The organism is Microbacterium helvum, assembly GCF_014779795.1.
Classification (GTDB): Bacteria; Actinomycetota; Actinomycetes; order Actinomycetales; family Microbacteriaceae; genus Microbacterium; species Microbacterium helvum.
In genome coordinates, this window is sequence record NZ_JACXZS010000006.1 from 198,954 (window position 1) to 211,679 (window position 12,726).

Annotated in this window: 11 protein-coding genes; 7 read left to right on the forward strand and 4 right to left on the reverse strand. The window is 72.8% G+C overall.

All coding sequences use genetic code 11. The annotated features are described in order from the left end of the window. The 4 genes from IF188_RS10910 to IF188_RS10925 are packed head-to-tail and all read right to left on the reverse strand — an operon-like array spanning position 1 to position 3,671. On the reverse strand, positions 1-2,664 hold the full coding sequence (locus IF188_RS10910) for a hypothetical protein (protein ID WP_191171832.1): 2,664 nt from the start codon (positions 2,662-2,664) through the stop codon (positions 1-3). After that, positions 2,664-3,011, reverse strand: coding sequence for a DUF6507 family protein (locus tag IF188_RS10915; RefSeq protein WP_191171833.1), 348 nt, complete (start codon positions 3,009-3,011; stop codon positions 2,664-2,666). The genes IF188_RS10910 and IF188_RS10915 overlap by 1 nt, the downstream gene beginning before the upstream one ends. Before the next feature lie 5 nt (positions 3,012-3,016). Beyond that, positions 3,017-3,328 (reverse strand): pore-forming ESAT-6 family protein, encoded by a 312-nt coding sequence (locus IF188_RS10920; protein ID WP_191171834.1) that lies wholly within the window; start codon positions 3,326-3,328, stop codon positions 3,017-3,019. Positions 3,329-3,344: 16 nt separating this feature from the next. Continuing rightward, a complete protein-coding gene (locus IF188_RS10925) occupies positions 3,345-3,671 on the reverse strand; it encodes a hypothetical protein (protein WP_224751732.1) in 327 nt (108 codons plus the stop codon). Between the two features lie 282 nt (positions 3,672-3,953). Here IF188_RS10925 and IF188_RS10930 point away from each other — a divergent pair, with 282 nt between their 5' ends. Genes IF188_RS10930 through IF188_RS10960 form a run of 7 tightly spaced genes read left to right on the forward strand, consistent with a single transcriptional unit; the run spans position 3,954 to position 12,717 of the window. After that, the gene (locus IF188_RS10930) at positions 3,954-4,736 is read left to right on the forward strand and encodes an FHA domain-containing protein (RefSeq protein ID WP_191171836.1); all 783 of its coding nucleotides are present in this window, start codon (positions 3,954-3,956) and stop codon (positions 4,734-4,736) included. Next, positions 4,733-5,869 (forward strand): DUF6177 family protein, encoded by a 1,137-nt coding sequence (locus IF188_RS10935; protein ID WP_191171837.1) that lies wholly within the window; start codon positions 4,733-4,735, stop codon positions 5,867-5,869. The genes IF188_RS10930 and IF188_RS10935 overlap by 4 nt, the downstream gene beginning before the upstream one ends. After that, the gene (locus IF188_RS10940; RefSeq protein ID WP_191171838.1) at positions 5,862-6,128 is read left to right on the forward strand and encodes a hypothetical protein; all 267 of its coding nucleotides are present in this window, start codon (positions 5,862-5,864) and stop codon (positions 6,126-6,128) included. Before IF188_RS10935 ends, IF188_RS10940 begins: the two co-directional genes overlap by 8 nt. Beyond that, positions 6,125-7,498: an EsaB/YukD family protein gene (locus tag IF188_RS10945; protein ID WP_191171839.1), complete on the forward strand. Its 1,374-nt coding sequence runs from the start codon at positions 6,125-6,127 to the stop codon at positions 7,496-7,498. Before IF188_RS10940 ends, IF188_RS10945 begins: the two co-directional genes overlap by 4 nt. Further along, the gene (locus tag IF188_RS20550) at positions 7,495-8,298 is read left to right on the forward strand and encodes a hypothetical protein (RefSeq protein ID WP_191171840.1); all 804 of its coding nucleotides are present in this window, start codon (positions 7,495-7,497) and stop codon (positions 8,296-8,298) included. Before IF188_RS10945 ends, IF188_RS20550 begins: the two co-directional genes overlap by 4 nt. Further along, complete coding sequence (eccCa, locus tag IF188_RS10955) at positions 8,295-12,341, forward strand: type VII secretion protein EccCa (protein ID WP_191171841.1); 4,047 nt, start codon at positions 8,295-8,297, stop codon at positions 12,339-12,341. Before IF188_RS20550 ends, eccCa begins: the two co-directional genes overlap by 4 nt. Continuing rightward, positions 12,310-12,717, forward strand: a complete 408-nt coding sequence (locus IF188_RS10960) for a hypothetical protein (protein WP_191171842.1) — start codon at positions 12,310-12,312, stop codon at positions 12,715-12,717. Before eccCa ends, IF188_RS10960 begins: the two co-directional genes overlap by 32 nt. Positions 12,718-12,726 lie beyond the last annotated feature (9 nt).

Consider the following 12,726-nt stretch of genomic DNA (forward strand, 5'->3'; position numbering starts at 1 on the left):
TCACAGTCCGACCCACCTCCCCCGCAGACGGACCGCAACCAGCACTTCTTCACCGGTCGGTGTGATCTTCCACACTTCGGCGTTATCACCGATCTTCGCCGGAGAAGCGAGATGGTACTCAGGGATGAGTTCCTTGTCTCCTGTCCCCACGAACCCGTTGCCATGGTACGGATTGTCCGACCCGAGCGAGCCCATCCCGTGAGGATGGTAGTACGGTTCGCCGTTCGCGTCGAACAGGTACCCGGCATCGGCGCCGGCATCGGCCGCGGGGACGTGGAGGTCCATCGTGCCGTCGTTCGCGAACCGGATCGCGTACAGCTCGCCGACGTCCCCGTGCGCGTCGAGGAACTCAGGGGTCGACCGGTTCGGCCCGTAGTCCAACCCGAACCCGTGATAGTAGTCGTCCGATGTGATCAGCTTCTGACTGTCAGCGCCACGGCCGACGAAGCCCTGCACCGTGTCCCAGCGCTGCTGCAGGTACCGCTGCCAGGTGTCTGCGCTCACCACCTTCTGCATGATCTCGCCCTGCTGCGGCATCGGAATGCTCTCGCGGATGTCGAGGAGGACCTGCGTCTCGTGCATGTCCAGCGGGGCGCCCGTCTCGTGCCTACGGATCATCCCGTGCACGTCCGACACCGTCAGGCCGTGTTCGGCAGCGACCTGCGTGATGATCGGCTCGGAATCCGCAACCTGCGCGAGGTGATACCGCGAGGTCCACGGCGAGTAGGACGAGCCATCCGGCAGGGTGACCGAAGCCGGAGGCTGCGCCCCGGAACCTGCGGCAGCGGAGCCGGCCGAGCCGGTCCCGCCCGTATCACCAGAACCCGTGCCCGCACCGTCGCCCGCGCCGGCGTCACGGCTTGTGCCGCTCCCCCCGGCCGTGTCTGCGTCACCACCTGCGTAAGCACCGCCGCCGGTGCCGGCGTCTCCGCCGCCGTGGCCCGCACCGCCCGAGCCCGTCGTGGTCCCCGTTTCCGGCTCGCGCACGACCGTGGACTCGCCCGTCCCGGCCGTGTCGGTGCGGACCGGGCTGTCGTGGACGATCGAGTCCACCACACCCGGCGTCGCGGTCTCTGCACGACCCCCGCCGGCGAGCACCAGCTCCGGCTCTCGCACCGGCGCCGGAACGTCGGCCGAACCGCCGGGCACGTCGAACGTGCCGCCGGGAACCTCGATCTCACCACCCGGGAACGAGAACACCCCCGACCCGTCCGCGTTCACCCGCGTGGTGACGTCGTTCAGGTCCACGCCCCACTCGTCGAGCTTGTTCAGAGCGGATGCCGCATCCGTCGCCGCGTGCGTCTCGATGCGCGGCGTCTCGAACCGCGACAGATCGTCCAACCGGCCCAGCAGGTTGTCGATGCTGCTCAGTCCCAAGCGGCCCGCACCGGCCACACCGCGGAACGCCAGCGACGCCGGATCGACCAGGTCCACCACCGTCGCGGCCTTCGACGCCACTCGGGCCGCCAGCGACGCACCCTTGACGCCCGACACCGCCGCACCTGCGGGGATGAAGATCGTGCCGATGTTGAACAGCGCCGACCCCGCCGCCGTACCCGGATCGTCCTGCCACTGATCCCAGGCGATGAGCGACTTGCCCGTGTTCAGCAGCGCCTCTTCGGCGGAATCGACGAAGTCGCCGACCGGACCGGTGATGAACCCTTCACCCCCGGTCACCCCCTCGACGATGTTGTCGGCGATCGTCACGGGCCCGAGAGTGGCAAGACCTGCCACCAGCATCCCCAGACCGCCCCAGGCGGCCCCGTACGCATCGCCCTGGAACCATTCGCCCGTGGTCTGGTCATAGCCCAGGACCAGCGTGCCCAGACCCTGGATCGTCCCCCAGACACCGCCGACGGCGATGCCCTCCCACAGGAAGTCCTTGAACACGAAGTTCACGGCGGCCTCGCCGCAGCCCTCCGTGCGCTCCACCTCGGCACCCCAGGGCATGTCGGTGCCGTCGGGGATCTCGTCGACGCCGTACCCGAGGGCATCCGTCTCGGACTCATACCCGGAGTGCAGCGGCGCCATGCACGCGATCGCCCGGATCTTGTTCGCGCAGGTGCGCTCCGCCTCCCACAGCAGCACCTGCTGCGCGTTCACCTGCGAGATCAGATCGTTGTTGCGATCGACAGCATCCTGATCCTCATGCCACTCCCGATGCACCGTCCGGTACTTGTCCGGCTCGGAGTCCGACGCACCGGACGAGGATCCGTAGCCGTAGGAGCTGTAGCCGTAAGAACCGTAGCCGCCGTAGCCGTAGCCATAGCCGTACATCGACACCCACGCGGGATTGAGCTCCTCGACATAGACGCCGTTCGCGACCGTCGTGTCGACGAACGTCTGCGCCTCGACGCGCAGCGCGTCCAGGCGCTGCTTGATCGGCCGCACGTCCTCGGCGAAGGCGGACAGAGCGGATGCCACCACGCCGAGGTTCTCGCCGGTCGACGACGCCGCCTCGCTCACCGGCTGCATCAGCCCCAGCAGCGTCCCCGACTCCGGTGCGGAGTACACGCCGGCCATCCCCTGCCAGCGCGACTGCACCTGCAGCCCGTTGTCGGCGACCGACCCGCCGATCGACGAGATCGACTTCGCCTGCCGCTCGATCTCGTCCGGATCGATCCCCTTGCCGGGAATGGCACCCGGATCAATCGCCGAAGTCATCAGTACCCGCCCTCGACGCCCGGCATCGACGGATACACCGCGGCGATGTTCGCCTGCTGCTGCGTCGCGGCCATTTCGAGATCCCCCTGGATATACGCCTCGGTCGCCGACAGCACACCGCCGACGGCGGATTGGATGCGCGTGCTCATCGACTGGATGCGCGGCCCCTCGAGCACTTCGAAGTAGCCCGAGACCGCCTCAGAGATGGCGGGCGACTGCGTCGCGTTCACCGCGGCAGAGATCACACCCGACAGGCTGTTCAACGACGCGCCCAGCGCCTCGGAGTACGGGCTCACGTCCGTGAGCACGCGCGCGACCCCCGTGGGGTCGATGCTCCACGACGTCATCGGCGTCAGCCGACGGCGTCGACCGCGGACTTCGCCTTGCGCAGCGTGGCGTGCGCGGTCTCGTCGTTGGCGGCCAGCGACGAGCGCAGCGTCGTGATGATCGTGCGCACCTCGCCCGCGGCGTTCTTCCAGCGGGTCTCTTTGGCCCGGTACTCCTCCGACACGCCGTCGGCGGCGTAGTCGGACATCGCCTGGTTCACGTCGCGGTCGTGCTGGTCGATGAGCGCTTCGAGCTGCGCGGCCACCTGGTTGAAGTTGTCCTGCGCGGACTGCGAGGCCGCGACGTCGTAATCGCGACGGTCACTCTGGTTCGCCATGGTCGGTCTTCCTCTCTCAGGCCTGACGTCCGCCGAAACGGGCGGCGTCGAACGCCGATCCCGACTCCAGCGACGTGGTCGAATCGGACATCTCGCTCTCACCCTCGAGGAACGCACGGTTCATCCCCGTGATGCCGCCGAGCACGGCCGCGAGCGAAGCGTTGAGCTCGGCCGAGATCTCGTCGGTGCGACCCTTGAACCGGTCGAACTGCGCGCGCGCGGCGCCCTGGAAGCGCCCCTCGAGCGGTTCGGCCGCCTCGAACAGTCGTCGGACGAGAACGGACATGTCTTCGTTCGAACCCGACGTCGACTTGGTCAGCACGCCCAGCGTGTCTGCACCCATCGCAAACTTCATACGGCACCTCCGGAATGAACAGGACTGTCGACTACAACACCCGAAAAGGCGGGCCGACGCAATGGGGACAATGACCCATCCTCGCGACGGCCGACCGTGTCGGTCGAGCCGTGACCACGCTATCCGCCGAACGCGGAAACACCACATCGGGAGGTGATTCCGGAGCGGGTTCCCAGCCTGTCGCGCGAGCGTGTCCCCCGAAAGGGGGACACGGAGCCGGCGATCGCACCCGGATACACTTGCCATGCCCGACACGGTTCCGGAGACGACATGACATCGCACGCGCAAGCCGGGCGGACGGTGACGGTCGACGTCCTCGTCCTCACCGCTTCGGCTCGTCCGGGCCAGCACGTCGCCGCGCTGGCCATCGACGCCGCCATCGTCCTGATCCCGGGGCTCGCGGCCGTCGTCGCCTTCGTCGCGGGCGCGACGGCGTTCGGCTGGATGCTGGCGGCCGGCGCCGCAGTGGCCGCCATCGCGCTCACGGTCGCGCTGGCGCGCACCGGACGCACCCCGGGACGCCTCGCCGCGGGGACCCGCACGGTCGCGCTGGAGTCCGCCGCGCCGGCGGGACGCCGCCTGCTCGCCGATGCCCTGACCGGACGCCTTCGCACCTTCGACCTCGTACGCGGCCGCGATCCGATCTCGGCCGCGCTCGCTCCCTATTCGTTCCCGCCGGAGGCGCTCGCGCCGGCCAAGACGACCGTGCCGCATTACGGCTTCACAAGGCCCGCCGTCGTGGAGCTCGACACGGGCGAACGGCTTCAGCTTGCGGCATCCCTCATCCTCGGACGCGACCCCGTCGCGCCCGCCGACGCGCCCGCCGCCGTGCATCGCTGGTCGGACCTCTCGCGCACTCTGTCGAAGTCGCACGCCCGCCTGGAGTGGGATGGACAGCAGGCATGGGTGGTCGACCTCGGCTCGACGAACGGCACCGCCGTCGTGCGCGCCGGTGCGGAGCACCCGCTGATCCCGTTCCAGCGCACCCCGCTCCCCGACGGCACGCGCCTGCGCCTCGGCGACCGCCACCTGACCGTGAGGACGACGTCGTGACCGGCGACGCCAGCGCACCCCGCACCGCGGACCACCCGCTCATCGACGGCGCGGGCCCGGGTTGGGTCGCCACCGAGACCCGCGCGCCCGTCGTGGCGCTGACGACAGGGATGGCGGATCTGCTGCACCGCACCGCGACCGCCGGCATCCGCACGGTCGTGGTCACCGGCCCGCACAGCCGGATGACGCAGCCGATGTGGCACGCGCTGCAGGCCGTCCGCGGCGGGTGGGTCGTCCGCACCGACGACGGCTTCTACGACGCAGCCGGCGGAGCACGTCTCGCCGGCGCTGCCGACGCACTGCAGGCGCCCCGGATCGGCGACGACGGCCCGCACCCGGCGTTCCTGCGACGGCCGCTCACGACCCGGCTGCAGCTCGTCGTCACCGCGTCGTCGCGTCATCGGGTGTCGCGCCCGGTGCTGCTCGGAGGATCGGCCGAGGCGGTCGCGCTCGCGATGACCGACGCCCCGCCGGCGGCCTGGGGTGCGACCGAGCCCCTCACCGCGGGGTGGGATCGCGCCGACCTCACGGCACGGTCGCAGCGCCGGATGCCCGCCGACAGCATGTGGAGCTTCGTCGGCGCACGCGTCGGCGCCTCCGCTCCGGCCTCGCTGATCGGCACCATCGACGTGGCGCGCACCAGCGAGGGCCTCGAAGAGACCACGCGGATGTGGGCCGACGTCGGGGGCCCGGCGAGCGGATCCAGCGCCGGCATCGCGACCCGGGCGCGCGGCATCCTGTCGTCGATCGCGGGGAGCGGGATGCCGCTGCTCGCACTCGCGATGGCGCACATCGGCACCCCCGACCTGACCCGTGGCCCGCTGATGCCGGTGCCGCCCGAGCCGCTCGCTCTGCTCGTCGGCCCGCCGGCCGTGCGGGCGAGCGGGATGGCTCCCGCCGCATGGGCGGACGAGTTCGGCGCCGCGCTCGTGGGCAGCCCTCGGCTCCCCAGCGCGCTGGTGGCCCTCGGATCGCCGGCCGGCGGCGGATGGGAGCGCCTGCAGACCCTGATCACCCGGCTCGGCGTCGACCGGATGCGCGAGCTGCTCGCGCTGTCGCGGCCCGTCGGCGCGCAGCTGCGGCGGGATCCGGCGGCAGGCGGCCACCTCGACGAAGGAGGATCGAATGGCTGAAGAGCAGGATCGCGTCCTCGTCGAAGGCGCTCGGATCCAGCGCATGCGGCTGGCCGCAGCGCTGCTGTTCGGACGCATCGATGAACGCAGGACCGTCAACGACAACATGCGCCGGCTGATGGGGTCGCTCATCGTCGCCGCGATCGTCTGCGCCGGCTGCGTCGGGGTGTCGTACGTCTCGAAGGTGCTCGCCGACCAGGCAGCGCAGTCATCGTCCGTCGGATCCGCGCCCGCGACGGGCCGGCAGGAGGCATCGTGACCGACTTCACCCGCCTGAGCGTGACGGGCACGTCGCGTCGCACCGACATCGTGGTCCCCAGCGACGAACCCGTCGGCACGATCCTGCCCAGCCTGCTGCGGCTGCTGGGCGAGCCCACCGGCACGGTCGACCGCCCCCTCGCGCTGGTCCACGCCGACGGCGAGCCGGTCGACCTGGCGAGGTCGGCACGCGGCTCGGACCTGCTCGACGGCACGTCCCTGCGGCTGGTGCGCCTGGACGCGGCGCCGCCGCCGCCGGTCGTGATCGACGTGACGGACGCGGCCGCAGAAGCCTACGCCGCGCGCGCCGACCGCTGGTCCGCGGACGCCCGACTGGCGACCGGTGCCGTCGGTCTCGGCCTCGCGACCGCGCTCGGCGGGCTGCTGCTGCCGCGCACCGCACCCGGCGGGGCGCTCTGGTGGCTGGTCGGCGCGCTCGTGCTGCTGCTGGCGCTCGCCGTCCCGATCGGCCGGCGGTCCGCACGGCCGCTCTCGCGCGCCGGCACCGCCCCCGAGGCCGTCGGAGTCCCGCGGCGCCTCGCACTGTGCGCCACAGCCGCCGCGGCGGGGCTGGTCGTTCCGATCGGCGTCGACGCGGCCGCGCTGGCCGCCGAGCCGCTGCCTGGCACTGCCGTCCTGCTCGGGGTGAGCGCCGCCGCGCTCGGGGCGGCACTCGTCGTCCTCGCGGCCGGCTGGGCGCTGCGCCGAGCGGGGGCCGTCGCCGGCGGCGTCATCGGCGTCGTCCTGTGGGGGCTGCTGCTCGTGCTGCTGTGGACGGGCGTCGGCTCCGTCGCGGCGGCCGCGATCGCCGGCACCGTCGCCGCGTTCGCGACCGGACTGCTGCCCTGGGCGGCGCTGTCGTCGGCGCAGCTCACCGTGCTCGACCAGCGGGTGTCGGACGGTGACCGCGTGGACCGCGCGACCGCGGCCGGTTCGATCGACGAGGCATACCGTGCTCTCACCTGGAGCGTCGCCGCGGTCGCGACCCTGCTCGCCGCCGCCGGGATCGTGCTCGTGGCGACCCGGCAGCCCTGGCCGTCGCTGCTGGCCCTCGCCTTCGCGCTGACGGCGGCGCTGCGCACCCGGTCGTTCCCGCTGCGCGTCCAGGTCCGCCTGCTGTGGGCGGCGGTGGCGGCGCCTGCCGCGGTCGCGATGGTCGTCTGGTTCGCCGGTCAGGCGACCGGCGTCTGGATCTGCGCGGGAGCGGCCGTCCTGCTCGGCGTCGCCGCACTCGTCGACCCGCGCCCGGCGGCACGCGCGCGGCTGCGCGGCATCGGCAACGTCCTGGAGACGCTCGCCGCGGTCTCGCTGCTGCCGCTGCTGCTCGGCGCGCTGGGCGTCTATGACGAGCTGCTCGGGATGTTCTCGTGACCGTCATCGATCTGGCCGGCGTGCCCCGTGCGCTGTTCGGCGCGGGCGCGGGACTGCGGGAGCGATATGCGGGATGGGATGCCGCGATCCGCGCGCGTCCGGCCACCGGGCGCCGGATCGGGTTCGCGCATGTCGCGCACGGCGTTGGCGCGACGGCCCTCGCCGTGGCGACAGCGCGCGTGCTCGCGGCCCGGCGCGCCCTTCCGGTGCTCGCGGTCGACGTCTCGTCCGGAGGCACGGGCCTCGGAGCACGACTCGGCGTGCCGGCGACGGCCGCGAACGCGACCCGCGCAGGGGCCCGCACGAGCGCCGAGGCGATGACCGGCCTCGCCACGGCGGCGGGCGGGCTGCGCGTCCTGCGTCCGGCGCCCGGCGACGGCATCGCCTCGTGGCTGAGCGACGCGGCACCGATCACGCGGTTCTTCGACGTCACCGTCACCGACCTCGGCGTGCGGCATCCCGCCGCCGACCTCGCCCCCGCCGCCGCACTGTGCGACGCCGTGTGCCTGGTCTCGCTCGCCGATCGCGGCGCCGCCGAGCAGTCGGTGTCTCTGGCCGCGGCGATCCGGGCGCTCCCCGAAGCTCCGGACGTGGTGCTCGCGCTCGTCGATCTCACCCGCCAGGGGCCGGCGGCCGCCGACGCCGTCAGCGGGCACGCCGGCGTGCCCGTGGTGCGCGTCCCGTTCGAGCGGCGCTGGGAGACGCAGTCGGGCGGGGCGCTGTCACTGGCCGCGCGCACCGCACTGCTCCAGCTGACTGCCGTCCTCGTCGACCCGTCCGCGGACGGAGTGCTGCCGTGACCCAGCGCATCGTCCATCGTCCCGCCCGCGTGACCGAGCCGACGGGCGCACTCGAGGAGCACGTCCTCGCGCCGCCTCCCGCGATCGGCGAGCACAGCAGCGGATTCCCGCTGCAGTCGCTGCTGCCGATCGTGGGAAGCCTCTCGTCGATCACGATGATCGTGCTGCTGCGCAGCAACCCGGTCATGGTGGTCGTGGGCGCCGTGATCCTCGTGGTGGCTCTGGTCGGCGGGATCGGCATGGCGTTCACCCAGCGAGGCAACGCGGCGCGGCAGCGGCGTTCGCAGCGCGAGCGCTACCTCGACTACCTCGAGAAGACCCGCGGCGAGCTGCGCGCACGCACCGACGCGTACCGCGACGCCGTGCGTGCGCAGCATCCCGACCCGTCGACGCTGCTCGAAGTGGGACAGAGCCCCGCACGGCGCTGGGAGCGTCGGCAGGGCGACGCCGACTTCCTGCGGGTGCGGGTCGGCACGGCGGCCGTGCGCGCGCTGCCCGTGACGCTGCCTCCCGAGCAGAATCCGGTGCAGCCGTTCGACCCCATCATGCGCACCGCCGCGGAACGGCTCGTGCGCCTGTCGGGCGTCGCGGCCGACATCCCCGCGACCGTGGACCTCTCGCGCGGCGGCCACGTGTCGATCGTCGGGGACCGCGAGGGCGCGCTCACCGCGGCGCGGGCGATCGCCGCCCAGCTGGCCGCGCTGCACTCCCCCGACGACGTGCAGCTGGCGGCCGTCGTGCCCGCCGCAGCGCTCCGCGACTGGCGCGGATTCGATCTGCTGCCGCATGCGTCGTCGACGACGCTCGCACCGGGCGCCGCCACCGCGCGCCGCATCGCGCCGTCGCTGCCCGAGCTCATGACCGTGATCGGCCCGGAGCTGCGCGACCGCGTGGCGTCGACGTCGGCCGCACGCCGGGCCGGGCGCAAGACGACACCGGGACGCCTGGTGATCTTCATCGACGAGGGCGACGGCACGGCGACCTCGCTGCCCCGGCTGGACTCGTCGCTGGACCTCGCGGACCTCGGCATCACGGTCGTCCACGTCGTCGACGACCGGCTGAAGGAGCCGTCCGCCGTCTCCGCCCGCGTCACCGTGACGCGGCACGCCGAAGCCGGCGCCGCGCCGCGGTTCGACGCCGTGGTCGAGAACCCGGGCAGCGGAGAGGCCGCGGTCGGCGGCATCCATCTCGACGACGTCGACCCTGCCCTCTTCGAGACCGTCGCCCGTCCGCTCGCTCCGCTGCGGCTCACCCGCACCAGCGCGGTCGACGCGCAGACGGCGCCGGCCCCCGACGTCACCGAGCTGCTCGGGATGGGCGCCGTCGACCTGCTCGATCCGCGCGACGCGTGGCGTCCGCGGACGCCGGGCGACTTCCTGCGCGTGCCGATCGGCATCGACGACCAGGGCTCGGCCGTGCTGCTCGACCTCAAGGAGTCCGCGCAGCTCGGCATGGGCCCGCACGGGATCTGCATCGGCGCCACCGGATCAGGCAAGTCCGAGCTGCTGCGCACGCTCATCCTCGGCCTCGCGATGACCCACTCGCCCGAAGACCTGAGCATGATCCTCGTCGACTACAAGGGCGGCGCCGCCTTCGCGCCGTTCGCGAGGCTGCCGCACGTCGCCGGCATCATCGACAACCTCGCCGACGACCCCCAGCTGACCGAGCGCGCACGCGCGAGCATCAACGGCGAGGTCGTGCGCAGGCAGCGGATGCTGAAGGATGCCGACAACTCGGCCTCGATCGGGCACTATCGCCAGCTGCGCCAGGAGCGGCCGGAGCTGCCGCCGATGCCGCACCTGTTCCTCGTGATCGACGAGTTCGGCGAGCTGCTGACCGCGGAACCGGACTTCGTCGAGCTGCTGCTCACGATCGGGCGCATCGGCCGCTCGATCGGCGTGCACCTGCTGCTGTCGAGCCAGCGCATCGAGGGGGGCCGGCTGCGCGGCCTCGACACCTACCTCTCGTACCGCATCGGCCTGCGCACGTTCTCGGAGGCGGAATCGGCGGTCGTGCTCGACTCGCCCGACGCCTTCCACCTTCCGGCGATCCCCGGGTACGGGTACCTCAAGGTGGACACGTCGGTCTACACGCGCTTCCGCGCGGGCTACGTGTCGGGCCCGCTGCCCGAGACCTCGGACGAGATCCGCATCGTGGACGCACCGACCGTGGTCGAACTGCAGCCCTACGACCTGCCGGCGTCGGTCGGCGCCGACGACGAGGAGCCCGTCCTCGCACTCGCGGAGCCGCCGCGCCCGGCGACCGGGCGCACGCTCGTGCAGACCGCCGTCGACCGGCTGACCCAGGGGGCCGGGCGCACGCGTCCGGTCTGGCTTCCGCCGCTGCCGACCGCCATCACGCTCGGCGGCGTGCTGCCGAGCTCGGAGCACACCGACCGGCGCACCGCGCTGCGTCCGCCGATCGGCCTGCTGGACGATCCCGCGCGCCAGCGGCAGGAGCCGTGGCTGCTCGACCTCACGCGCTCGGGCGGCCACATCACGGTCATGGGAGCGCCGCAGTCGGGCCGGTCGACATTCCTGCGGACGCTCGCGGCATCGCTGGCGTTCACCCACACGCCCCGCGAGGTCAGCATCTACGGCATGGACCTCACCGGCGGGGGCCTGGCGCGCATCGAGCCGTTCCCGCACGTCGGCGGCGTCGCCACGCGAGGCCACCGCGAGCGCCTGCGACGGCTGCTCGAAGAGCTGAGCGGAATGCTCGCCGCCCGCGAGGCCGCGTTCCGCAGCCACGGCCTGGATTCGCTCGCCGACATGCGCCGCCAGCACGCCGAGGGGCGTCTTCCCACGCTCCCCTCGGCGGACGTGGTGCTGCTCGTCGACGGCTACGGCGCCGTCCGCGGCGACTTCGAAGAGCTCGACGAACCGCTCGCCCAGCTGCTGGAGCGCGGCGGCGGGTTCGGCATCCACGTCGTCGCCACCGTCACGCGCTGGAACGAGCTGCGGATGAATCTGCAGAGCCTCATCGGCACGCGGCTCGAGCTGAAGCTGAACGACGCCGGCGACTCGCAGATCGCCCGCAAGCTCTCGGCCACGCTGCGTGCCGACGAGCCGGGCCGGGTGCTCACCGATGAGAAGCTGTTCGCCCAGATCGCGCTGCCGCTGCTCGAAGAGGTCGACGGCGCCGACATCGGCGACGCGCTCGAAGAGCTGGCGCGCGCCACCGCCCAGCGGTGGAGCGGTCCCGAGGCGGCGCCGATCCGGCTGCTGCCCGAAGAGCTGTCGCCGGCCGCTCTACCCGACGCGCTCGACGAGCCTGACGCCGTCCCGATCGGCCTGCGGCAGGACTCGATGCAGCCCGAGATGCTCGACCTCGTGGGCCGCGACTCGCACCTCATCGTCTTCGGCGACAGCGGCTGCGGCAAGACGACGCTGCTGCGCGGCATCGTTCAGGGCGCTCTCGACCGTCATTCGCCCGAAGAGCTCGTCATCGGGCTGATGGACACGCGCGGCGGACTGGCCTCCGACATCCCCGACGCCTACCTCGGCGGGCACGCCACGTCCGGACGCCAGGCTCGCGCGCTCGCCGAGTCGATCGCGATCGAGCTCGAGAAGCGGCAGGCCGACCGCGACTCCGGCCCGCGCATCCTCGTCGTCGCGGACGATCTGGACGTGCTCGCGGCCGGTGGCGCCGAACCGCTGCGGCCGCTGCTGCCGTACCTGGCCTCGGCGCGCGATCTTCGGCTCAACGTGGTCGCGGCGCGGCCCGTGGGCGGCGCCTCGCGCGCGATGTTCGACGTGACGCTGCAGGCACTGCGCGACACCGGCGGCACCGCGCTGATCATGTCCGGCGACCGGTCCGAGGGCCAGCTTCTGCCGAAGGTCTACGCCGAGCCCATGATCGCCGGGCGCGGACGCTTGGTGCGGCGCGCCACGCGCCCCGCACTCGTGCAGATCGCGCATTTCGCTCCGTCGCCTGCGGCGGCGGTGCCGGCGACCGGCACTGCCGAGAAGCCGGACGAATCCACGCACACCCGCGCCGAGAGGAGAGTGGATGCCGCGCAGCAGCATCGTCCTGAGTCCTGAGCCGATCGACCGCGACGCCGTCGCCGCGGCGCTGCGCACCCCCGTCTTCGCGCCCGCGCACGACGCCGGGGAGTTCGAGCTGCGGACGATGGACGACGACGCCGTGCTGCAGGTGCTGGTGCAGCACGTCGTGGTGCTCTCGCTGCTCCGCCCCCGCCTGCTGCCGGGTCTCGACGAGGTCGCGCGGCTGCTCCCGGGCGTCGACGCGCCGACGGCGACGCGCTGGTGGGCCGAGGCCTACACGCCGTGGCGACCCGAGGGCGCCATCGGCATGGCGATCCTCGACGCGGCGGCTGCGGCATCCTCTGCTCTCGTCGTGCACCAGGGGATCCCGCCGGCGGCAGGTCCGCACGCGGGGGCCGCGGGCAGCCGGTAGCGGCCGGGT